This window comes from Paenibacillus sp. FSL R10-2199 (assembly GCF_038000235.1).
Taxonomy (GTDB): domain Bacteria; phylum Bacillota; class Bacilli; order Paenibacillales; family Paenibacillaceae; genus Paenibacillus_AQ; species Paenibacillus_AQ phytohabitans.
In genome coordinates, this window is record NZ_JBBOBO010000001.1 from 1251877 (window position 1) to 1275205 (window position 23329).

At 53.5% G+C, this 23329-nt stretch carries 17 protein-coding genes; 12 read left to right on the forward strand and 5 right to left on the reverse strand.

Annotated elements, in window-relative coordinates:
• Positions 1-11: 11 nt before the first annotated feature.
• Positions 12-2573: a heparinase II/III domain-containing protein gene (locus NYE33_RS05600; RefSeq protein ID WP_341068598.1), complete on the reverse strand. Its 2562-nt coding sequence runs from the start codon at positions 2571-2573 to the stop codon at positions 12-14.
• 297 nt (positions 2574-2870) lie between these two features.
• On the opposite strand from NYE33_RS05600, the gene NYE33_RS05605 reads away from it, so the two are divergent.
• From NYE33_RS05605 to NYE33_RS05640, 8 genes are all read left to right on the forward strand, one after another.
• Complete coding sequence (locus tag NYE33_RS05605; RefSeq protein ID WP_042140380.1) at positions 2871-3767, forward strand: carbohydrate ABC transporter permease; 897 nt, start codon at positions 2871-2873, stop codon at positions 3765-3767.
• 45 nt (positions 3768-3812) lie between these two features.
• Positions 3813-4676 (forward strand): carbohydrate ABC transporter permease, encoded by an 864-nt coding sequence (locus tag NYE33_RS05610; RefSeq protein WP_341068601.1) that lies wholly within the window; start codon positions 3813-3815, stop codon positions 4674-4676.
• A 60-nt stretch (positions 4677-4736) separates the two neighbouring features.
• Positions 4737-6500: a sensor histidine kinase gene (locus NYE33_RS05615; RefSeq protein ID WP_341065042.1), complete on the forward strand. Its 1764-nt coding sequence runs from the start codon at positions 4737-4739 to the stop codon at positions 6498-6500.
• The gene (locus tag NYE33_RS05620; protein WP_341065044.1) at positions 6475-8136 is read left to right on the forward strand and encodes a response regulator; all 1662 of its coding nucleotides are present in this window, start codon (positions 6475-6477) and stop codon (positions 8134-8136) included. Before NYE33_RS05615 ends, NYE33_RS05620 begins: the two co-directional genes overlap by 26 nt.
• A 91-nt stretch (positions 8137-8227) precedes the next feature.
• Positions 8228-9622, forward strand: coding sequence for an ABC transporter substrate-binding protein (locus NYE33_RS05625; RefSeq protein WP_341065046.1), 1395 nt, complete (start codon positions 8228-8230; stop codon positions 9620-9622).
• Between the two features lie 156 nt (positions 9623-9778).
• Positions 9779-10162, forward strand: coding sequence for a winged helix-turn-helix transcriptional regulator (locus NYE33_RS05630; RefSeq protein ID WP_042140377.1), 384 nt, complete (start codon positions 9779-9781; stop codon positions 10160-10162).
• A 46-nt stretch (positions 10163-10208) separates the two neighbouring features.
• Positions 10209-11342, forward strand: a complete 1134-nt coding sequence (locus NYE33_RS05635; protein ID WP_042141793.1) for an NADH-dependent flavin oxidoreductase — start codon at positions 10209-10211, stop codon at positions 11340-11342.
• A gap of 211 nt (positions 11343-11553) precedes the next feature.
• Positions 11554-11961 (forward strand): winged helix-turn-helix transcriptional regulator, encoded by a 408-nt coding sequence (locus tag NYE33_RS05640; protein WP_063779850.1) that lies wholly within the window; start codon positions 11554-11556, stop codon positions 11959-11961.
• Positions 11962-12006: 45 nt separating this feature from the next.
• Here NYE33_RS05640 and pepT read toward each other — a convergent pair whose 3' ends face one another.
• The 4 genes from pepT to NYE33_RS05660 all read right to left on the reverse strand — a co-directional run bounded on the left by pepT (position 12007) and on the right by NYE33_RS05660 (position 16609).
• Positions 12007-13239 (reverse strand): peptidase T, encoded by a 1233-nt coding sequence (gene pepT / locus NYE33_RS05645; RefSeq protein WP_341065048.1) that lies wholly within the window; start codon positions 13237-13239, stop codon positions 12007-12009.
• 96 nt (positions 13240-13335) lie between these two features.
• Positions 13336-13995 (reverse strand): sortase, encoded by a 660-nt coding sequence (locus tag NYE33_RS05650; protein WP_341065050.1) that lies wholly within the window; start codon positions 13993-13995, stop codon positions 13336-13338.
• Positions 13996-14023: 28 nt separating this feature from the next.
• A complete protein-coding gene (locus tag NYE33_RS05655; RefSeq protein ID WP_341065052.1) occupies positions 14024-15046 on the reverse strand; it encodes a hypothetical protein in 1023 nt (340 codons plus the stop codon).
• A 546-nt stretch (positions 15047-15592) separates the two neighbouring features.
• Positions 15593-16609 carry an LLM class flavin-dependent oxidoreductase gene (locus NYE33_RS05660; RefSeq protein WP_341065055.1) on the reverse strand — a complete coding sequence of 339 codons (1017 nt, stop codon included), beginning with the start codon at positions 16607-16609 and terminating at the stop codon, positions 15593-15595.
• Positions 16610-18003: 1394 nt separating this feature from the next.
• On the opposite strand from NYE33_RS05660, the gene NYE33_RS05665 reads away from it, so the two are divergent.
• From NYE33_RS05665 to NYE33_RS05680, 4 genes are all read left to right on the forward strand, one after another.
• Positions 18004-19008, forward strand: a complete 1005-nt coding sequence (locus NYE33_RS05665) for a LacI family DNA-binding transcriptional regulator (protein WP_042141790.1) — start codon at positions 18004-18006, stop codon at positions 19006-19008.
• A 434-nt stretch (positions 19009-19442) separates the two neighbouring features.
• Positions 19443-20873, forward strand: a complete 1431-nt coding sequence (locus tag NYE33_RS05670) for an ABC transporter substrate-binding protein (RefSeq protein WP_445669772.1) — start codon at positions 19443-19445, stop codon at positions 20871-20873.
• A 239-nt stretch (positions 20874-21112) separates the two neighbouring features.
• Positions 21113-22228 (forward strand): carbohydrate ABC transporter permease, encoded by a 1116-nt coding sequence (locus tag NYE33_RS05675; protein WP_042140372.1) that lies wholly within the window; start codon positions 21113-21115, stop codon positions 22226-22228.
• Positions 22228-23319 carry a carbohydrate ABC transporter permease gene (locus NYE33_RS05680; RefSeq protein ID WP_042140371.1) on the forward strand — a complete coding sequence of 364 codons (1092 nt, stop codon included), beginning with the start codon at positions 22228-22230 and terminating at the stop codon, positions 23317-23319. The genes NYE33_RS05675 and NYE33_RS05680 overlap by 1 nt, the downstream gene beginning before the upstream one ends.
• Positions 23320-23329 lie beyond the last annotated feature (10 nt).

Here is a 23329-nt window from a genome sequence, read left to right on the forward strand (position 1 = left end):
CGGGAAATTCCTTATTGCGGAACGGCAATCTGAATCATTCCCGGCTTAAGAATCAGGGTATCGTCCGCCGCGTGGCCGCCGCCCTCTGCTTCCGCACCCTCCGTGCCGAGTACCCGGAGCGGGACGCCGCCGGGAATACGGACGCGGCGGCTTTGCCCTGAGCCGTTGATGGCGGCAACGCACCATATACCGTCTGCGCGGGAAATCTTATATACCCGCACACCTCTGCCTCCGTCATCGCACAGCAGCGGCTCCAGCCGCAGCGGGGGAGCTGCTGCTGTGCGCGGATGCAGCAGCACCACATAGTCTTCGCCCGCCTTGCCGTGCGCACGGAAATGCTGCTGCGCCGCCAGCGGGTAGGCTCCGCCTACGGCACCTTCTCCGGCAGTGATGACCGGACTGGACGGCTCTGCAATATGCGCACTCAGCCTCATGCCGCCTAAGGCTGCTACCTCAATATTCTGCCCCGTGATCTCAGCCTCTGTACTCAGTGTATGCAGATTCCATACGCTGTCTGCTCCGCCCTCAATCCGGTCCCATACCAGATAAGCGTCAAAGCCTGCCTTGATATACAGGAAATTCCGCTCATACTCACCGGCACGTGTATCCGGGATCAGGCTTCTGGCATAATCCAGCTCGTCTGTGAAGATGACCTCCCGGCAGACGCTTTGCAGCGGACCGTCAGCATAGCCGCCTGAACCATCAGCGAATTGAACGATATTATGCGCCGCGCCTGATACATACCAGTGCCGGTCCCCGTTGTAATAACCGCCGGTTCCGGCATCAAGCGTCAGCGGAACCCCGTCTGCCCAGATGGAGAAATGGCCTTCGTCATGATGGGCGTGATAGGTCAGCGGCGAAGCCTCGTAGATGGCATAGTTCCGCAGGTTCTGCTCCCCGCTACGGAAGATGACGTAGCCGATGCCGGGATAATGGACGGAGCGGAGGGCGGGCTGTTGCTCAGGCAGATCCGGCCGCGGATACAGCAGGGCGACCAGCGGCAGCGGGAAAGCCCCGGTATCCTGGACCGGTGCGCCGCCGTGCTTCCAGGTCCAGACCATTTCCGCCGACAGCTGCGGATCTTCCTCTGCATAGAATGGAGCCGCGTAGCCGAGCAGGCGGAACCATTTCTCCTGTACATTGGCATCGCCGACGGCAGGAGTCAGCAGAACAGTTCCGGCATCGTGACCGTCCTGGATGATGTCCTCTGCGGTGACGATGCCGATCAGGAAGCGGTACATCGCTTTTACCTTGGGGTGCCTGAAGTAATCCATTCCCTGCAGCCGCTTCAGCAGCACGAAGAACAGGAAATACCGGTGCAGCACGGCGCCGTGATAACGCACATTCTCCGGCCAGGCCCCCTCCTGATCCACTACTTCCGCCAGCTGCCAGTCTACTACGGAGCAGGCATGCTTCAGATAGCCAGCACTCTCAGGCTCCTGCGGGAAGAGCAGCGCATAGACACCAAGCCCGGTCGCCCGGTCCGCATTCCAGTTGCTGCGTTTGCCGCCCTTCTCATCAGGGAAGGTCTCCAGATCGAACCGGTAGTAGGCGGTGTCCATCATCATCGCTGCAATATAGCGGAGATCGGAGAGCAATGCCTCTATTTCCCCGGCAGTTAACACTCCGCTCCCGGCAATCTGGTCATAGATGACCGAGACGGCAGCCAGTCCGCGCCCGATATGCACAGCGCCGTAGGTGTCATCATCATGCCAGCCGTCCCGGCGGAAGATATCCATGCCCTGCCGCATATCGGACAGCATGTACTGCAGCTTGCGCCCCGCCCGGGCGGCATAATGATCTTCACCGCTTACCTTATACAGATTGGCGTCCGCACCGGCAGCCTCCAGCAGATAAGCCCAGTTGGTCAGCGTGGGCCGGTTGAAAAGCGCTCCGGACTGCTCCGGCCCGAGCGGCTGTCCGTCTTCGTCCAGGAACGTAACTCCAGTGCATACGCCGCCGCTGCCAAGCGGAGCTTCCAGGCTGAGCTCCATCTGGATGCCGTAATAATCGCCTGCGGTTACCGGCAGGCGTTCTTCGTAACGCAGCACGGTAATGCCTTCCTCCGCTTCATTGCTGATGCGTACACAGAGCACATCCTCCTCCTGCGCACCTCCAGCCGGAGTGACACCGGAAGGCTGCAGTCCGCTTCCTCCTCCGGCCAGCCGTTCAAGCGCCACTCTGCTGCCGCTTCCCGGCTCCTGCGTCCAGCCTTTCAGCGACTGGCGGAAGCTTCCATTAATCAGCGTCACCGGCAAGCCGAGCTGGGAATGCGTCAGCTGTACACCGCCGATCCGGGCAACGCCCTGCCCCCGGACCTGTACGGACAGCTGCAGACAAGCGGCCTGGGCGGGCACCTTGAAGACGAACGGCTCCACCCGGAATACACCGAGACGGCTAAGCGGAACCGCTTCTTCGCGTGCGGCGAATTGTGCGGACAGCTGCTGCTGTCTTACATATTCCTGCGAGATCGCCGGATACTGCTCTATTCTGGCGCGGAGCCCCTTCTGCTGCTCCTGGTCCTTGCCGCCGAAGGGGCCGGTACCGGCGGTGCCATGATTAGATGAATGCATAGGCAAATTTGCGGCCTCCCTGTGAATGCGAGTTCATTAATTAAACTAACTTAATTTCTTTCTACCATAAGTATAGCTGCCCGGGGACGGGACCCGGGATGGGTAAACGGAGGGAGGAGAGGGGACAAAGCAACTGAAATCACCCTTCAAGGCAGGGCCCCCGGCTTTGAAGCCGGATTTCATGAAAAAGTGAATTTCTCCCCCTTAGAGCAGTTGCTTTCTCCCTAACTGTGTCTGCACAGCGGGATTTATGATTAAGGAAAGAAACGCGAGCCGAATAGACAGGAGGAACAATCAATGAATGGAACGAAACGGCAAATAAACGCCTGGACCTTTGTAGCACCCAGTTTGATTCTGACGCTGATTTTTGGAGTGTATCCCGTCTTTTGGGCATTGAAGTACATGTTCTATGATTATCAGGGTTTCGGTACACCGCTCTTCATCGGCCTCGATAACTTCGAACGGTTGTTCCGGGATAAGGATTTCTGGCAGTCAGTGGTGAACACCTTCGTTTACGCAGGCGGCAAGCTGATCATTACGATCCCGCTGTCCTTTGTACTGGCTGTAGTGCTCAACCGCGCCCTGAAGGGACGCCAGCTGCTGCGGGCCATTTATTTCCTGCCTACCGTAATCAGTGCTTCGGTAATGGCGATTGTGTTCTACGTTATTTTCAACTCCTACAACGGAATGGTGAATCAGCTGCTGATGGGCGCCGGAATTGTATCCGCTCCCATAGACTGGCTGGGCGCCAAGCATGCCCTGGTCACGGCAATTATTATCGCGATCTGGGGCGCAGTCGGCAACTATATGCTGCTCTTTATCGCGGGGCTGCAGAATATTCCGGAGGATCTGTATGAAGCCGCTTCCCTGGACGGTGCCGGGCCGCTGCGCAAAATGTGGAGTATTACCGTCCCGATGCTGGGACCTGTGCTGCAGATGATCATCATGCTGGCGATTACTGTATCGCTTAAGGGCTACGAGAGCATCATGGTACTTACCGAGGGCGGTCCTTACGGCAAGACGGAAGTTATGTATCTCTATCTCTATAAATTGTTCTTCCCGGTATCCAGCGGAGGATCAAGCATCCAGCAGTTCGGTTACGGCAGCGCGGTCGGATTTGCTACGGCGGTTATCGTCGGCATCATTACCCTGATTTACTTCTATGTCTCCAAGAAACTGAATGATATCTACTAAAAGAGAGGAGAATGAACAGTGAGCACAATGCATGCGGAAACGAAAATGGCTTCGGCGCAGACCAGCCGTTCCTTAAAGAACAAGACGCTGCTGTCCCGGGTACTGTTGTGGATTTTCCTGCTGATCGTAGCAGCGTTTGCGTTATTCCCCATCATATTGGCGTTCTTCGGATCGCTTAAATCTAACCTGGAGCTGACTACAGGAACTACTCTGCTGCCGAAGGAATGGATCTTCGATAACTATGCGCAGGCCTGGACATCCGCTAATTTCGCAAGGTTTACCTGGAACAGCGTATTTATAAGCACCTTTACGACGTTAGGGACTTTATTGATAGGAACGATGGCTGCCTATGCGGTAGCAAGGGTGGATTTCTACGGGAAACGCCTGTATGTGGTCATTCAGTCCTGCACCCTGTTCATCTCGATCGGTGCTGTCGTGCTGCGTCCCCAGTTTGATCTCATGGTCTCACTGAATCTGCAAAAATCGCTCTGGGGCGTCATCATCATCCTGATCAGCGGTCATGCTACAGCATTCTTCATGCTGATCGGGTTTGTGCGGGCAATCCCGAAGGAACTGGACGAGGCAGCGTTTATTGACGGCTGCAACTTCTATAGCGTATACTTTCGTGTTATCTTGCCGCTCCTGACACCGGCCCTTGGGGTCACAGCGCTCTGGACCTTCCGCGGCGCCTGGAATGAATACATTCTGCCGCTGGTATTTACGATGACGCAGCCTGGATTACAGACGCTCACCGTAGGCCTGGCCGGATTGAAATATGGTGTTGGTGATGCGGCACAGCCCCAATTAATGCTTGCCGGCGCATGCCTGTCGATGCTGCCGATGATCATTGTCTATATTTTTGCCAACAAATCATTCATGCAGATGACAGCGGGCTCCGTGAAGGGCTAAACGGGCTAAGGCTAACGCGGCGGTCCACCGGCAGCCAGTCTTAACGAAGGATGTGGAATCATGCTGAAGGCCTGGCTGTACCGGACCTCGCTGAAGAAAAGAATATGGCTGACATTCACCGGGCTGACCGTCTTTTGTATCTCGGTCACCGGCCTGTGGGCCTATTCGATTGCTTCGCGGGCCATGGAACGCAACTCCATCGACCTGAACCGCAATGTGCTGAACCAGTCCGTTAACGTGCTGGATCAGAAGCTGAAGCAGATCATTGTGGCGTCCTCCACCATGATGCTGAGTGAAGCGTATAAGCAGACGATGCGGGATATACAAGCGGATAATACCGACCGGTTCTTTGCGAACTTCTCCTTATTGCAGGGCCCCTTCACCCAGGCGGAGCTGACAGAGAACTCCATTGAATCGATCCTGGTCAGTACACCGGACGGGGATTTCTACTCCGCCGGCAATCTGCGCAGAACAGCGACTCCATTTATGGAGTCTTTGCTGTATCAGCGGATCAAGGATAATCCGGAATCGAACTGGGTGGAGAGCCATGAGGACGAGCTGTTCGCGGGCAAGCATGATGTAATTTCTCTGCTGCTGCAGCCGCTGACGGAGAGCTATGTGCCCGATGTCTTCCTGACCGTTAATGTGAAGGAGGACATTCTGGAGGATACCGTCAGCGGAGGCGCGAGTCTCGGCAGTGCGAAGTTTCTGCTGATCAACAAGGGCGGAGCCAGTGTCTTCGGAGATAAGGAACGGCCGGATTGGTCCCGCTCGGCGCTATTTATGAACAAGCTGCTTCAGGCGGACAGCGGCAATTTCGAATATGCTGCCGGCGGCGGGACGATGCTGGTCAGCTATGCAGACTCGCGGTATGCGGGGGACTGGCTGCTGGTCAGCTACCAGTCGAAGGAGGAGCTTCTTCAGCCTGTACGCAGCATTCAGTGGCTGGTGCTGATGATTATGGCCGTGTGCATTGTCATCGCGCTGCTGCTGGCGAGATACCTCTCGGCACTGCTGCTCGGACCGCTGCTGAAGCTGCAGAAGACGATGTCGCGGGTGGAGCATGAGGATCTGGATGCCCGCTTCGAGAGTCCGTTCCAGGATGAGATCGGGGAAGCGGGCCGCAAATTCAACCAGATGCTGGACCGGATCGGCGGGCTGATTCTTGAGGTCAGGGATACGGAGAAGGAAAAACGCAAAGCGGAGATCAAAGCGCTGCAGGCGCAGATTGAACCCCATTTTTTATATAACACGCTCAATACAATCTTATGGAAATGCGAAATGGACGAATATGAAGATGTGAAGCAGATGGTGATTTCCCTGTCCGCGCTGTTCCAGCTGGGCCTGAACAACGGGCAGGAGATTACAACGCTGGGCAAGGAGCTGGAGCATGTCCGCCAGTACCTGAACCTCCAGCAGCAATGTTATGAGGGACTGTTCGAATATACGATAACCGCAGGAGCGGAGCTGCTGGAGCTGCCTGTCCTGAAAATTATCATTCAGCCTCTTGTGGAGAATTCCATTCTGCACGGGCTGAAGGAGCTTCGGGGCGAAGGCATGATTACGATCTCTGTGGCCATAGAGGCGCAGCATCTCGTAATCCGGGCGGCTGATAACGGCTCGGGCATGGATGCGGAGCAGCTGAATGCCCGGCTGAAAGAGCCGGCCGGCAGCGGGGGCTATGCCCTGACCAATATCTGCAGCCGTCTGCAGTTATATTACGGCAAGGAAGCCTCGTTAACCTTCCGCAGCCGTCCGCACATAGAGACTGAAGCGGTCCTCTCAATTCCAATGGAAGGTGGAGTTTATCCTGAGCCACGCTGAACCTGTAAAAATATGCATTGTAGATGATATTCCGGCTGTGGTCCGCGGCTTGTCCCAGCGGATTCCCTGGGAGGAGCACGGGATCGTCGTCGCTGCAACGGCGGCCAACGGAGAAGAAGGGCTGCTGCAGATCCGCAAACACCGTCCGGATATTGTTCTGACCGATATCCGGATGCCATTCACCGACGGGCTGGAGATGATGAGGCTGATTCTGGCGGAGCAGCCGGGGATCAAGCTGATCTTCCTGACGGGTTATTCGGATTTCTCTTATGCCCAGGAGGCGGTGAAGCTCGGGGCCTTTGACCTGATCGTCAAGCCCTTTACCAAGCCGCAGGTGCTTGAATCTGTCCTGAAGGCCAAAGAGGTGCTGGAGCGTGAACGCTCGCAGGCTGAACAGATGCGGGGAATGGAGCAGAAGCTGCGGGAGAGTATGCCTTATCTGCGTCAGGAGTATATGCGTCTCCTGATCCGTTACGGCAGCAGGCAGCAGCACCGCAGCCAGCAGTGGGATTTCTATGCGATTACAATGAACAGCCGCGATTTCTGTGTAATGGTGGCGGAGATCGACTTTTTTGCCGAGCGTACGGCCGCGCTGGCGGTCTCTGAGGTTGAGCTGATCCGATTCGCGGTGCAGAACATTCTGGAGGAGACGATTGGCGGGTACACGCAGGGTCTCGTGTTCCGCGAGCATGTTAATCAGTTCATTATCGTGATGAATCCCCCGGCGGAGCTTGATGCGGAGCAGCTGGCCGAGCAATGCCGGGAGAATGTCTGCCGGCATACGTACCAGACCGTGTCTATCGGACTCGGCGGGGAAGTGGAGGAGGCCGGTCAGCTATCGGTATCCTACGCCCAGGCCTTGTCTGCGCTGACCAATACGTTCCTGACCGGCGGGAACAGTGTATACCGCTATGTGGAATCGCCGGAGAGGGATGCTGCGCTGCCCAGATACTCTTTTGACAAGGAGAAGGAGCTGCTCTATTGCCTGCGTTCGGCTAATCTGGCTAAGGCGGAAGAGCAGCTGGACAATATTTGGAATGAGTGGCTAAGTGCCCCCGTGCTGCCCGATCCGGCGATCGTCAAGACGATGTGTCTGGAGCTGGCCCATTCGGTCCACCGTGTCTTCTCCGACAAAGCTTCAGACGCAGAGGTCAAGCTGCTGGAGAAAAAGCTGGCCGATATGAATACCTCCGCCTCATTCGAGGAGCTGCGGGGTCAGATCCGGGAATTCTGCCGCCAGGGCTGCTCTTATGTGCAAATCCGCCAGTTCAGTGAAGCGCGTGTGCTGGTGGAGCGTGCCATCGCCTACATCAATGAGAATCTGCACCGCAACCTTGCGGTTGCCGATTGTGCGAGGGAGGTTCATCTCAGCCCCAGCTATTTCTCCAATCTGTTCAAGAAGGAAATGGGGATGACACTCGCCCAGTACATTATCAGCCGCAGAATGGAGAAGGCCAAGGAACGGGTGCTTGAGGGCATGCAGGTTCAGGATATCGCCATCTCGCTGGGCTACGAGGACCGTCCTTATTTCACTGAACTGTTCAAGAAATATACCGGCATGACGCCGACCGACTTCCGCTCCAAATACACTTCGGAGGTGCAGCGCGGAAACAGTGATTTCGTCTCCCCTGAATAGTTGTTTTCTCCTTCACTTACAAACGCGCAGTCATTCTATAATTTTTATATGAAATGAATGCGATTACACAAAGAAAAGGGAGGGTTTCAAGATGAAAAGAAATCAATGGATGCTGGCTGGAGCTTCGCTGCTGCTGGCGGGATCGCTGGCTGCATGCTCCTCGTCAACCGCTTCAAATAATACAAAGGCAGAGGGCGGGGATACCTCCGCTGAGCAAACCAAGCTGGTCTACTGGTCCATCGACCGTCATGATTCTGATTTCATTGAGCAGAAGATCAGTGAGTATGAGGGGCTTAACCCTAATGTGGATATTGAATTCAAAGTGATGGCTGACAACTACGCCCAGTCGGTGGATATCGCCTTCTCCAGTAAACAGGCGCCGGATATTCTGCGCGTGGATACAGGCAATGTACCGGCCTGGGTCAAGAAAGGGTATCTGGAATCGTTCGACAGCTATATCACGCCGGAAATGAAGAGCCGGTTCGAGAGCGTGCTCATTAATGAGAAGAATATGGTTGACGGCAAAATCTACACCCTGCCGAATATTGGCCAGTTCTGGCGCCTGATCTATAACGTGGATCTGTTCGAGAAGGCCGGGATTACAGAGCCCCCAGCTACACTTGCCGAAATGGTGGAGGATGCCAAGAAGATTACGGAGGCGGGTAAAGACAGCGGTGCTTACGGCTTCGCCGGTAATTTCAAGAGCGGCAGCGGGTTTGAACGCATTGCCCATCCGATCACAACCCTCAGTAAGACAGAAGGAACGGAAGGTTTTAACTTCCAGACCGCTAAGTTCGACTTCGGCATGTACAAGGAATCGCTTGAAGCCCTGCGGCAGATCGTAGTGGACGGCAGCATGATGCCGGGTTCGGAGTCGCTTGATATTGATCCGCTGCGGGCACAGTTCGCTCAAGGTAAAATCGGGATGTATTTCAACCATTCTGTTGAGCCTAGTGTGTACAAAACTCAATTCCCGACGGAAATCCGCTGGGCGGCAGCACTGCCACCAACCGTGGACGGCCAGCAGAACGGCGCCAGCCAGGTCATCTCCGGCAGCTATCTGGCGATGAGCAAAGACTCCGGGCAGAAAGAGGCCGCCTGGAAGTTTATCGAGTGGATGTACAGCGATGAGGTGCAGATCGCTTACCAGGAAGGCGGATACGGGGTTTCTGTTATTCCTTCTGTTGCTGCCGCAGCGAAAGCTCCGGATATCCCGGGAATCGAGGACTTCCTGCCGACCAAGTATGACGGAATCTATCCGGCAACTCCGTTCACTGCTACAGAAGGACGTCTGGAAGGAACGAAGAAGATGGATGTGTTCAACAGATATATCTTTACCGGCGGAGATTTGGACAAGGATCTTCAGGATCTGAACACGCGTTATAACGCCGCCCTGGACAAAGCCAAAGCTGCAGGCGACACTACGATTGAAGCCCAGCCGGACTTCAGTGCAGTCAGCCTGCAGGGAAGCCTGGTCAAGGAATAACAAGGGAAGAATAATACCACATGCAGCATACAGACCGCAGGCCATAGCCCTGCGGTCTGTTACGTTATATGGGTCTGCCCCAGGGCGTCTGCTGGCGATGTGCAGCCCCCGGGTGTATTGTAGTATGATATTAAAGAACGAAAGGAGGGACTTATATTGGCGACTGAGATTAAAGACCGTATCAATCTGAAGGAAATCAACTGCGAGAAGGAGCTTACGCTTGCTGTCATCGGCGGCAAATGGAAGCTTATCATATTGTGGCACCTGGGTCTGGAAGGGACCAAACGCTTCAGCGAGCTGAAGAAGCTGATTCCGCATATTACGCAGAAAATGCTGACCAATCAGCTGCGTGAGCTGGAGGAAGATCAGCTGGTATTCAGGCGGGTGTATGCTGAAGTCCCGCCGAGAGTAGAATACTCTATGACGGAGTATGGGCATACGCTGATGCCTGTGCTGCGCATGATGTATGACTGGGGCAAGAATTACGGGGAGAACGTCATTTGGAAAGATGACCCTGACCGCGACAGATCGATGAAATGAAATTCATATAGATTTAGACAAATGGAGGAGATTGATAATTATGCTGCTGAAGACAGAATATAGCCCGCTGCTGGAGACGTTTAAGTTCGCGAACGGCATTGAACTGAAGAACCGTGTGGTGATGGCGCCGATGACTAATTTCTCCTCGAATGAGGATGGAACTGTCTCAGAGCCGGAGCTTGATTACTACATCCGCCGATCCAAAGGGGCAGGAATGGTTATTACCGCCTGTGTATATGTATCACGCGGCGGGAAAGGCTTCCCGGGTGAATTCGGTGCTGACCATGACGGGCTGATTCCGAGCCTGCGCGGGCTGGCCGAGGCCATTAAGGGTGAAGGGGCGAAGGCGGTTCTGCAGATCTTCCATGGCGGGCGCCAATGCCCCCCGGCACAGCTGCCTGACGGACAGACGGTCAGCGCAAGTGATGTGCCGTCCGAGCTTCCGGGCGGCGGGCAAGGACCGGTTCCGCGCGCACTGACTGATGAAGAAATTACCGGAATTATCGCTGATTTCGGAGAAGCTACACGCCGGGCGATCGAAGCCGGATTCGATGGTGTGGAAATTCACGGTGCCAACGGCTATCTGCTGCAGCAGTTCTTCTCCCCGCATTCGAACCGGCGCGAAGACCGCTGGGGCGGCGATCTGCAGAAGCGTCTGACCTTCCCGCTGGCTGTTCTGCGCAGTGTCAAGGATGCGGTGAAGCAGCATGCACAGGGGGAATTCCTTGTAGGGTACCGCTTCTCGCCTGAAGAGCCGGAAACACCGGGAATTACGATGGCTGATACCTTTGCGCTAATCGATGCACTGACAGGGGAAGGGCTTGATTATCTGCATGCTTCCCTGATGGAGCTGTGGTCGCAGCCGCGCCGGGGTACCGAGGACAGCCGTCCGCGGATCGAGCAGATTGTAGACCGCGTGGGAGGCAAGGCTCCGGTAATTGGAGTAGGCTCGCTCTATACCGCCGCTGATGCCCTGAAGGGTCTGGACAGCGGGATCAGCCTGGTCGCTCTGGGCCGTCCGCTCCTGATTGAACCGGACTGGGTTCAGAAGGTTGCCGAAGGGCGTGCAGCTGAGATTAAGACTGAGCTGGACCCTTCCGCCCAAGCTGAGCTTGTAATCCCGGACCCGCTCTGGAATGCACTGATTCATACGCCGGGCTGGCTGCCGGTGAAGCAGTAAATAGCAGGAGGGCGTCTGTCCTGCGCCTGTAACCTATTCATGACCTCTGGGTGCCTATATTTAAGGCTTCCAGAGGTTTTTTGCCATATTGGCATAAACGTGGAAATGTATATATGATACAATCGTATTAATTAACGGAACATCCTACAATGAGGAGTTTGCAGATATGAATGTACAGGGGAGAAACGATAGTTGCGGCGATGCGGAAGAGATGAGGCGTGATGAAGAAATGGATTCTTTTCAGCGGACGCTCGAGGTCATCGGCGGTAAATGGAAAGGAGTCCTGCTCTACCATCTAATCAGCGGTACAAAGCGGTTCAATGAACTGCGCAGATTATGTCCGGGAATTACCCAGCGGATGCTGGCCATGCAGCTGCGGGAGCTGGAGCGTGACGGTCTGGTTCATCGTGAGGTGTACCCGCAGGTGCCCCAGAAGGTAGAGTATTCTCTGACCGAGTGGGCCCGGGGCCTGGAATCCGGCCTGCTTAGTATTAAACACTGGGGAGAAGGATACAGGGAGGTGCTGGCCCAGAGTGAACCTGAGCTGCAGGCTGCCGGCGGCCGGGCCGGAGAAGACTCCGTGGAAGCAGCTCCGCGCAGCACAAATACCCCCGGATAAGCGGGATGCGCTTTATCCGGGGGTATTTGTGCTATGCAGGAGGCGTTAAGCTTTTTGCTCAGCCAGACGGGCAATCTCTACGATAACCTGAACAGCCTTCAGCATTACGTCTACAGAGGCGTATTCGAATTTGCCGTGGAAATTCTCGCCGCCGGTGAAGATATTCGGTGTCGGCAGGCCCATATAGGACAGCTGTGAGCCGTCAGTCCCTCCGCGGATCGGGCGGATCACCGGAGCTATTCCCAGACCCTCCATCGCTTCCCGGGCGATGTCAACGATGTGGCGCACCGGCTCGATTTTTTCACGCATATTATAGTACTGGTCATTCATCTCCAGCACTACATTGTCTGCTCCGTAAGTAGACTTGAATTCATCCACAATGGCAGCGATATGGGCTTTGCGGTTCTCGAAATTCTCGCGGTCAAAGTCACGGATAATATACTGCAGCTTGCTGTGCTCGGCATTGCCCTGCATGGAGATCAGGTGGTAAAAGCCCTCGTACCCATCCGTGAATTCAGGCGCTTCACCGGCAGGAAGCCGGAGATGGAAGGCCATGGCGATTTTGGAAGAGTGAATCATCTTGCCCTTGGCTGTACCGGGATGTACGTTGACCCCATGGAAGCTGATTTTGGCGGCAGCGGCATTGAAGCTCTCATACTCCAGCTCTCCGAGCGGGCCGCCATCAACGGTATAGGCATAGGAAGCGCCGAATGCTGCAACGTCGAACTTATGCGGGCCGCGTCCGATTTCTTCATCCGGGGTAAAAGCAACTCTGATCTTGCCGTGTTTGATCTCCGGATGCGCGAGCAAATACACCATCGCCGTAACGATCTCCGCAATACCAGCCTTGTTATCTGCCCCCAGCAGGGTAGTGCCGTCGGTGGTAATCAGGGTATGCCCCTTGTAGCCGCTCAGCTCCGGGAAGCTCTGTGTGGTAAGGACGACGTTCAGCGCCTCATTCAGCACAATATCGTTCCCGTCATAGTTCTCAATAATCTGCGGCTTCACATCCGTGCCGGTGAAATCAGTCGCCGTATCCAAATGGGCCAGGAAGCCGATTACCGGAACATCCTTGTCCGTGTTCGCCGGCAGTGAAGCCATTACATACCCATGCTCGTCCACTGTGACTTCCGTCAGCCCGATCTCCTGCAGCTCCTCTACCAGCTTATGGGCAAGCACCATTTGGCCGGGGGTGGAAGGGCAGGTCTCGCTGTCCTCATTCGATTGGGTATCCATTTCAGCATAAGAAATAAAACGCTTGATCAGCTCTTGTTTCAATTCAGGTCATCTCCTCTTCATCTTCGTATGTCTATATTATCACGATCCGCCAGAGGTCTCATCCCCGTGCGGACTTCCGAAGAGAGAAATGTCTGCTTACGGCTGCCGTACCAGCGGCTTGCTTGCAATCAGTTTGGCTGAGAGCAAATAGCGGTCAGGAGCTGAACCAACGTAGGAGAAGGGATAACAGGTGATCAGGGTAAGGACAGGCTCTGCGCTTGGCTTAATCGCTCCCCGCACTTCTGCGTCTACAATCCTGCTCCCTGTGATCTCATAGGTGAACTTCCCGTCCGCCGTCTCGAGCTCAATGATATCGGACTCCTCCAGATTCCCGAGGCTCCGGAACACTGTATCGCGATGTCCTGCCAGTACGCTGTTGCCGGGGGAGCCTATGGCTGCGCTTCCTTCGTCATGTCCTGCCCCTTTTTTTAGAGCGGCCCGTCCCGTCCCCTCCAGAATAGCCACCCGTTTGTCCAGCTTGGGAAAATAGATCTCGCCAATAACCTCCCCCTCCGTATATGCGGGGTTGACGCCGCCTTGTTCTGCTGGGGGGCTGATCATGCCGTCAGGCAGCGGAGTCTCTTCCTCTGTTGCGGGGGAGGGCTGGGCTTCCTCCCTCTTTTTCTCCCAGGTTTGCAGGGCTTTCCGGGCTTCTGCAGGCGCTTTGAAGATCTGGACGGCCGAATACAGCATGACGCATAAAGAGAGTATGAAGATCAGCTTCACGGCTAAGGACATACCGGAACGCTTCTTCATACTCTCTCCTCCAGCCTTGTGTGAAATATTATTTCTTCGATCCGAGCTTGCGGATAGCGATCAAGCTAATGATGGCTACGGCCATGCTGGCCAGAATCAGATTGTACCAAGGTTCAGCGGTATCCGGCAGCTTGCCGTCCTCATCCGGTCCGGCGAGCGGAAGCTCGTCATCGGTAAGGGTTACCCCGTTATCCGGTGAAGGCGCTGGTGTACTGCCGGCGGTGACAGCTCCGGCGTCTGGCGTAGCAGTCGGGCTGCTGCCTACATTGTTATCCCCGCCGCCCAGCGGTACCGGTGCTTCACTTACAGTCACTTCATCAACTGCCGGTGTTGCCGTAGCGGTTGGTGAAGGAGATGGCGTTAGGGCAGGTGCCGTGCTGCTGGATGGCAGATCCGTCGGAGCCGGTGTTGCTGTTGGTGTGCTGCCTGGTCCCTCTGGTGTTGCCGTTGCAGTCGGTGCTGCCGTAGGCTCAGCTGTAGGGTCTGGTGTAGCAGTCGGTATCGGCGTTGCTGTTGGCTCAGCTGTAGGGTCTGGTGTAGCGGTTGGTATCGGCGTTGCTGTTGGCTCAGCTGTCGGCGCAGGATCTGCCGTGGCGGTGAATTCAAAGGCTACGCTCACCGTCTTCCCCTGAAATTCATTGCCGGCTTCAGGCGGGAATAACACATCCATCTGGATGTCCTCTTGCGCAGCGCCCTCAAGCGAGCCGATAGTCACCCGGCCTTCTGCCTCGCTCATTACCCCTGTATAGATGATTACTCCCTCTTTTTGCAGGGTCATTTGCAGGATTTTGTACAATTCTGCGTCCCCGGAGAGGAATTTGAAGTCTACAGAATAATCAAACGGGTCATTTCCGTCGTTGATCACCGTATAGTCTGAAGCCATAGTATCTCCCGGCTGCATGTTGTTCATGGTCGCAGTGCTGGTCGTATGCGAATTCACGGTCAGCTTAATCGTGTCCTCGGCGCTGGCCCCACCGGCATGCCATACGACACCAGCCAGAACAACTAGAATATAAGCGCCTAGCAAGGACGCGCGATAGCTCTTTTTCACATTCCCGCCCCTCTCTTCTGGGAAGTCATCTTTACTCTATTTCTAGTTCACTCGCCCGCCTACAACCCGTATTTCCTAGCCTATAACCGCCTAATTCTGCAGTTTCCAGCCGCGATTCGCCGCAATTCATGCTTATTACGCATGTCATGTCGAATAAAGTGGTTTTTAATAGAACCACTACGAAACAGGGCGATAGTACCCGAAAGAACGAACCTGAAGAATGCAATTGCGCATTTGTTCGTTATAACGAATAACTACAGTATAATCAAATTTAAAGATAAATAAAAACATTCAAATCGGTCTAAATGAGGTATAAATGGAGGTTTGATTCACATTATAATTTGTTTTCTACAGTTTACTGCTGTTCACTCATTATTTCTCCGTATATTAATAAATACGTAGTATTTTATAGAGAACGGTTCATTGTTAATATGTAAATGAAGAGACTAGCGGTATTTCTTGCATACAAATAGCCCATTTAAGCTACAGGCACGGATCTCTCCGTGTGTAGTTAAATGGGCCGGGTATTTGATGGGCGGTATCGGTTTATTGCTCCTGCAGCAGCTCGGATACCAGCTTATAAGAGTGCAGGCGTGCGGAGTGATCATAAATCTGTGATGCAATAATCCACTCGTCGGCAGCCGTCTCCTCGAGAATCTCCAGCAGCCGTTCTTTGATTAGCGAAGGATCGCCGGCAATGGAATATTGTTGTTTGCTTAGCAGCATGGCTTTCTCCTGCGGTGTCCAGATTCCATCCAGGCTGTCCACCGGAGGCTGGAGCTTGCCGGTACGGCCGCGGATGATATTCAGGAATTGCTGCTGCTGTGAGGTAGCCAGTCTGCGCGCTTCCTCCACCGTATCTGCGGCGGTTATTCCCAGTCCGATCATGACATGGGGCTTATCGAGCACTGCGGAAGGCTTGAAGCTGCTGCGGTACAAATGCAGTGCCGGCAGCAGGTAATCCGGTGCAAAGTGGCTGGCAAAAGCAAACGGAAGACCGAGCTGGCCCGCAAGCTGGGCACTGAAGCCGCTGGAGCCCAGCAGCCAGATCGGAATTTTCAGTCCTTCGCCGGGAACGGCGCGTACACCGAGCGGGCGGCCGCCTGCCCCGTTAGCGTCGAAATAAGCCCGGAGCTCGCTGAGCTGCTCGGGGAATTCGCTGCCGTCGCTGCCAAGACCACGGCGCAGCGCTCTGGCAGCCGCCTGGTCGGAGCCGGGGGCCCGGCCGAGGCCAAGATCGATGCGTCCGGGATATAAGGACTCCAGCGTGCCGAACTGCTCGGCGATAACAAGCGGTGCATGGTTGGAGAGCATGATGCCTCCCGAGCCGACGCGGATACGCTTGGTTCCTCCAGCTACATGTCCAATCACAAGGGACGTGGCAGAGCTGGCAATGCCGGGCATATTATGATGCTCCGCCAGCCAGTAACGGTGGTATCCCCATTCTTCGGCATGACGTGCTAAATCAAGTGTGTTATGAAATGAATCCGCCGCTGTTCCGCCCTCGTGAATAGGGGCTAAATCCAGCACGGAGAACGGAATGTCGTGCAATTGCTTCACCATAATCCCTCCTATAATGGATGCTTCAGCATCAGTAAGCAGTATTTGCAGCTATAGATTGATCTACCCGCCAATTATAACATGAAATAATATTATTTACACACTTTAAGTAAGCGGTGTGGATGAAGAGAGGATATTACGGATGGAGGGATATTGCGGATAGAGGGATATTACGGATGAAGAATCTATATCGCTTGATCCGGTATTCTTCCGGATCAGTACAGGATCAGCACAGGATTAGCACCGGGCTCATTGCTTGATCTGCAGGCTGGCTGCGATGGCCCCTTATCCTAAGCATTGTCTAGATTGAACTCAAGATTTCACCATAAAACTCCAACATAAAACTCCAACATAAAACCAATCCTGGCTAATCCGTTATTCTGTGAATTGAACTTCTAGGCGGCAACTGATGACGCAGGAATCTCCCGATTTTATCCGCTTTCTGGGGCAGAGATCCAGTAACTTTTTATAAAATCCTGCAAAATCCTGCACCAAATACAACATTTCTCCTCTCCTATCGGTCCTAATCCAAAATTGTTGTACAAAAGGCAACATTTCACCTTGTTCAAGCGGCTCAGCAGGATTATTGTTGTATTTCCTACAACAATCCGCCCGATCACCCGGCTATCCATCAATCAAAGTTGTAAAACGTACAACATTTCTGTCTGCAGTTCTGCAGTGTCTGCAGTGTCTACAGTATCTAAAGTGCTTCCTAAGAGGTCTCCACTCTACCGCAGAAGTCTCCACTCTGCCGCTGGAGAATCAAGTGTAAGGCATTGACGTACTCCGCCAGTCCCGCAGTGACTGACCGGTAATTTGAATGGTTCTTGTATCAAGTGCGGTTTATCTAACTGTATTTTGTGCAACTAAAGCGAACACTCATTGCGGTGCTGCATTCCACACTCGCTACTCTCAACAGATATGCAGGCGTTGTTCAGCAAGTTAGATCCATATACATAAGTTCACTCCATATAGGTACAGCGATTAATGTGTTATAGCTACATATGTTCTGCAGAGTTAGGAGTAAGGTGCAAAAGTGTATTGAGAAGCTTTTCAGATGGACGGAGGTGATTAAAAAAGAGGCGTTGTCCAATAGCCAAACAGGAAAAATCCGCAGCCGGTGAATAGCATGATGGGGATTAATTATCAGAAATTCCTTCCGGGGAAAGCGTAATGTAAGCGCATAACAAAGGTCTTGCCAATTTACGGGAGCCTTGCTATAATCGCTTTGAAAAGCTTTTCTAAATAAAAACGGCTACGCTGTGCTTCAGGAAGCCGATGCTTCCGGAGCAGCGCTATTACATATCGGCGCAGGTATCCGTTTCAGCGAGGAAGATAAGGAACATTTATTGCGTAAGCATATAAACTCTTATCTTTATAAAAAGGAAGTCAGAGCTATGAAGCCAACAATCAGAGATGTAGCCAGAATGGCCGGTGTATCCATCAGCACGGTTTCCCGTGTAATGAATGCGCCGGACACAGTAGTTGAGAGTAAACGCAGCCGGGTGATAGAAGCCATAGAAGCGCTGAAGTATCAGCCTAATGCGTTTGCGCGCGGTTTGATTTACAAGAAGTCTTTTACACTGGGCCTGCTTATTCCCGATATTGAGAACCTGTATTTCGCAGGGGTGATCCGGGGGATGCAGGATGCCTGCATTAAGCTCGGCTACAGTCTGATGATCTGCAATACAGACCGTGACAAGGAGCGGACGCTGTCTTATATCGATACGTTCCATGAGAAGCAGGTGGACGGAGTCGTGTTCGCCAGTGATGTGCTGTACCCGGAGTATTATGAGAAGCTGGTAGGCTGCAGAATTCCCTTCGTGCTGGTCTCCTCCCATTCCGATGAGTATGAGGTGGCTTCGGTGGAGGTCGATGATGAGAAGGCAGCGTATGATGCGGTGAAATTCCTGATTGAGCTGGGTCACCAGGAGATCGGAATGATCGGCTTCAATCATGATAACTCGGTGTCCGGGCCGCCGCGTGTTGCCGGATTCGTCAGAGCGCTCAAGGAATTCGGTCTGGAGCGCAATGTGGAGAAGGTCAAATACGCCAATCACCGCTTTGAACAGGCGTATCAGGCATCGCATGAGCTGTTCAGTGAGTATCCGGAGCTGACTGCTGTATTCTGCGTAGCCGATGAGTTCGCCATGGGAACGATCTCTTATCTGAAGGACCGCAATATTCTGGTGCCGGGTCAGGTGTCGGTAATCGGTTTCGACAATCTGCGGATGTCCGGCATGTTCATTCCGAAGCTGACGACGATCGCCCAGCCGATTTATCAGCTGGGTTACCGGGCTGCAGAGAAGCTGCATGAGTTATTAACGACCGGCTCTGTGGCTGTCATGAAAGAAAAGATGGAGCATAAGCTGGTTGTAAGAGAATCCTCACGTGAGAAATGAAATCTGCTTGCGGGCAGGGTTGAAGCGCTGCTGCCTGGATTGTGGAGGGGCAGAGCGGTCTCTTTTTCTAAATTTGAAAAGCTTTTCACAGGGGTTCAGCAGATTAATGCAAGTTATTATGGTTAGTTTACACGGGAATCCGCTATAAATACGGTTGCCAGAGGTAGAAAGGTGCAGGGATATCACAAATTAAAAATAAAACATAGGAAAAGATGAATTTGCAGTATTGGAAACGCATTCAGCATGTGATATTATGGAAATGTAAGCGCTATATCGATGTTCCTGACTCAAGAATCCCTGACATTAAACTGTACAATTATCATATTCTGAAAAGCTTTGCAAGGAGGTGGTCCAGTGCTCAGCCGGTAGCCATTCCGGGAATTAAGCTGACCTAATGCAGTCTCTAAAAACAATTAAAGGGGATGTATGAAACAATGATGAAAGCTCCAGGACGTAAACTGTCACTCGCTATGGTGCTGTGTTTATCCTTCACCATGATGCTCAGCGGATGCGGCGGGAATAACAATAATGCGGCACCGACGGATGCACCGGCGGCAACAGAAGCTCCGGCAGCAACGGCAGCTGATAACAACCAGGAATCGACAAATAATGCAGAGGCTACAGCTGACGGCAGCCCGCTGGACTTAGCGATGAAAGGTGAATATAAAGGGACTAAGGTAACGATGTTCGGCCCGTTTGTGGACGCCGACCAGGTGAAATTTGAGAGCAGCATCAAAGAGTTTGAAGAAAAAACCGGCATTGATATTCAATATGAAGGCTCCAAGGAATTCGAAGCTACGATTAATATCCGTGTTGACGGCGGCAATGCTCCGGATATCGCTGACTTCCCGCAGCCGGGTCTCCTGGCTTCCATTGCGAAGACCGGCAAGGTAGTCGATCTGACCGGTGTGCTGGATCAGGAGAAGCTGACAGCCAATTACAATAAGAGCTGGCTGGATATGTCCACCATGGACGGTAAAGACGGCAAGATTATGGCCGGGATCTGGAACCGCAGCAATGTGAAGAGTCTGGTCTGGTATCCGAAGAAGCAATTCGATGATGCCGGATACACGGTTCCGCAGACTTGGGATGAGATGATGGCGCTGACAGAGCAAATTGCCAAAGACGGTGATCCTGCCTGGGCTATCGGTATTGAGAGCGGCGCGGCTACCGGCTGGGCAGCCACCGACTGGGTAGAGAACATTATGCTGCGTACCACAACTCCTGAGAACTATGACAAGTGGGTAGCCGGAGAACTGCCGTTCACTTCTCCTGAAGTGAAGAATGCAGTAGATGTGATGTCCAAAATCTGGCTGAACAAGGATTATGTATACGGCGGCGCTAAATCCATCGTAACCACGGCTTTCGGGGATGCTCCGAAACCAATGTTCGAGAATCCTCCCAAAGCCTGGTTCAACCTGATGGGGAACTTCATTACGAGCTTCTTCCCGGAAACCGCCAAGGTTGATGTAGATTATGACTGGTTCTACCTCCCGCCGATTGATGAGCAATACGGCAAGCCGGTTCTTGTAGCAGGCGATATCTACGCGATGTTCAATGACCGTCCTGAAGTACGTGCAGTCATGGAATTTTTCACCACCGGTGAATCGATCAAGAGCTGGGTACAATCCGGCGGTGTAGTGGCGCCAATGAATGATGCCCCGCTGGACTGGTACCAGTCCGAATCCGACCGCCGGATGGCGCAGCTGGTGCAGGATGCTTCAACCCTGCGGTTTGACGGCTCTGACCTGATGCCGGGCAAGGTGGGTGCAGGCACGTTCTGGAAAGGCATGACCGACTATGTGAGCGGAACGGCTACTCTGGATCAGGCACTGGAGCAGATCCAGTCCGGCTGGAACAACTAAGGAGCGTGTAAGCGGGACTTAGGGGGACGCAAATGATGAAGAGGGGCAGGGCAGCAGTGATGAATCCTGCCCCTCTTTTTCTTGAAATATAAGAATTTATATGTTTCACACCATAATTTATCCTTCTATTTCTCGCTGAAACGATACCGTCCTTATAAGGACGGCAAAGCCGTTTCCACTTGTTAAAGAATGCTTATGTAGAGAGTTTTGCTGCGCAAAACTTATTAGGAGGAACTGATATGGATGCACAAATAAAGCCGGAGGCCGGTGCCCCAGGTACGCAGGTCAAGCAGAGAATCAGCGGCCGGGCGGTGCTTTTATCGCTGGGGGTGCTGCTCGCTAACATTGTGATCAACGGGCTGATCTTCTTGTTTTTCCGCGATTCTACGCTTAATCCGCTGCTAACTGCGGTGCTTGCCGTGCTATGGGGTGTACTGGGTGTATATCTGATCTATTACACTCTGACCTGGGCGGTTGAGCAATATCCCGACCGTATCCGCAGGAAAGTGCTGCCCTACGTATTCGTCGGACCCGCGGTTATTATCCTCGGCTGGCTGCTAATCCTGCCTGCGCTGCGGACCCTGTACTTAAGCTTCTTCAATGCTTCTTCGGAGAAGTTCGTCGGACTCAGCAACTATGCTGCAATCTTCAGCGACCATCTGATGGCAACCGCACTGCGCAACAATCTGCTCTGGGTGTTTGTGGGGACGCTGGCCTGTGTATGCTTCGGGCTGCTCATTGCCATCCTTGCCGACCGCAGCAGTTATGAACGTATCGCCAAATCGATTATTTTCATGCCGATGGCCATATCCTTTGTTGCCGCAGGCGTGATCTGGAAGTTTGTCTATTATTATCAGCCGGGCGATGAGCAGATCGGACTGCTGAATGCGATCGTAACCTATTTCGGCGGCGAACCGCAGGCCTGGACGAGTATGCTGCAGCCCTGGAATAATTTCTTCCTCATTATTATCCTGATCTGGATGCAGACGGGGTTTGCCATGGTCATCTTCTCTGCAGCGATCAAAGGTGTTCCTGACGATATTCTGGAAGCCGCACGGGTGGATGGCGCCGGTGAGGTGAAGATTTTTTTCGGTATCATGATTCCGTTTATCTCCTCGACCATTCTGACGGTAACCACAACCATTATTGTCTTTACATTGAAAATATTTGACGTCGTCATGGTGATGACGGGAGGTCAATACGATACAGAAGTAGTAGCGACACAGTTCTACCGGCAATTCTTCATGTACCGCAACTTCGGTTACGGCTCGACACTGGCTATCGTACTCCTGATCGCGGTATTGCCTGTTATTCTTATTAATCTGCGTCAGTTCCGCAAGCAGGGGGGATTCTAATGGTCGGCAAAAAGAAGAGAAAAAGCAGCAAAACCGTTGTTAACCTGATACTGGGCGTCATCTGCTTCATCTGGATTCTGCCGACGTTCGGGCTCTTTGCCTCCTCCTTCCGTCCGGCTGCGGATATTCTGCACACCGGCTGGTGGAAGGTCTTCCCCCATCAGGAGTGGAAGGCCGGCGAAACGCTGCAGCTGTCCAAGGATGTGGATCTGCGGCAGCCGATTGAGGTGAACGGTAAAACCTACAGTGATGATCAGCTCAAAGCAGGTGTAAAGGCGGATGACAGCCGCCTGATGTGGGAGAACCGCAGAGCGCGCACGGTCAATATGCAGGAACAGGGCTGGAAGACTACGCCTGACCTGACGCTTGATAATTATAAGAATGTACTGTCCGGCAAGGAATACAAGCTTAAGGAAGCCGATGGCAGTGAGACGGTGCAGAAGGGCAGCGGATTATCGCAGGCGTTCTGGAATACGCTGACGATTGCTGTACCGGCTACGGTGATTCCGGTGCTGATCGCCTCTTTTGCCGCATACGCCTTCGCCTGGCTACGCTTCCCTGGACGCAAAACACTGTTCGTCATCATTATCGCGATGCTGGTCATTCCGATACAGGTTGCGCTGATTCCGGTACTGAAGGATTACACGTCGCTGGGACTCAACGGCAGTTATCTCGGAATCTGGCTGGCGCACACGGCCTTCGGCCTGCCGCTGGTTACGTACTTTATGTATAACTTCATCAGCCAGCTGCCGAAGGATCTGTTTGAATCAGCCTTCATTGACGGGGCCAGCCACTTTACCATTTTCAGCAGGCTGATTCTGCCGCTCTCTGTACCTGCGCTCGCCTCCATCGGAATCTTCCAGTTCCTCTGGGTGTGGAATGATTATCTGGTGTCGCTGATCTTCATCGGCAACCAGCCGTCGGTGCAGGTAATGTCCATGAAGATCGCCGATCTGGTCGGCTCACGCGGTAATGACTGGCATCTGCTGACTTCGGCTGCGTTTATCTCAATGCTGATGCCGCTGGCAATCTTCTTCCTGCTGCAAAAGTATTTCGTCAGAGGTCTGATGGGCGGCTCGGTGAAAGGCTGAGCCTGTGGCT

Coding starts and splice junctions, on each gene's coding strand:
- NYE33_RS05660 (WP_341065055.1), bottom strand. CDS start 16,609: ATGGTGAAGCAATTGCACGACATTCCGTTCTCCGTGCTGGATTTAGCC.
- NYE33_RS05670 (WP_445669772.1), top strand. CDS start 19,443: ATGATGAAAGCTCCAGGACGTAAACTGTCACTCGCTATGGTGCTGTGT.
- NYE33_RS05600 (WP_341068598.1), bottom strand. CDS start 2,573: ATGCATTCATCTAATCATGGCACCGCCGGTACCGGCCCCTTCGGCGGC.
- NYE33_RS05610 (WP_341068601.1), top strand. CDS start 3,813: ATGGCTTCGGCGCAGACCAGCCGTTCCTTAAAGAACAAGACGCTGCTG.
- NYE33_RS05625 (WP_341065046.1), top strand. CDS start 8,228: ATGAAAAGAAATCAATGGATGCTGGCTGGAGCTTCGCTGCTGCTGGCG.
- NYE33_RS05665 (WP_042141790.1), top strand. CDS start 18,004: ATGAAGCCAACAATCAGAGATGTAGCCAGAATGGCCGGTGTATCCATC.
- NYE33_RS05605 (WP_042140380.1), top strand. CDS start 2,871: ATGAATGGAACGAAACGGCAAATAAACGCCTGGACCTTTGTAGCACCC.
- NYE33_RS05640 (WP_063779850.1), top strand. CDS start 11,554: ATGAGGCGTGATGAAGAAATGGATTCTTTTCAGCGGACGCTCGAGGTC.
- NYE33_RS05675 (WP_042140372.1), top strand. CDS start 21,113: ATGGATGCACAAATAAAGCCGGAGGCCGGTGCCCCAGGTACGCAGGTC.
- NYE33_RS05650 (WP_341065050.1), bottom strand. CDS start 13,995: ATGAAGAAGCGTTCCGGTATGTCCTTAGCCGTGAAGCTGATCTTCATA.
- NYE33_RS05680 (WP_042140371.1), top strand. CDS start 22,228: ATGGTCGGCAAAAAGAAGAGAAAAAGCAGCAAAACCGTTGTTAACCTG.
- NYE33_RS05615 (WP_341065042.1), top strand. CDS start 4,737: ATGCTGAAGGCCTGGCTGTACCGGACCTCGCTGAAGAAAAGAATATGG.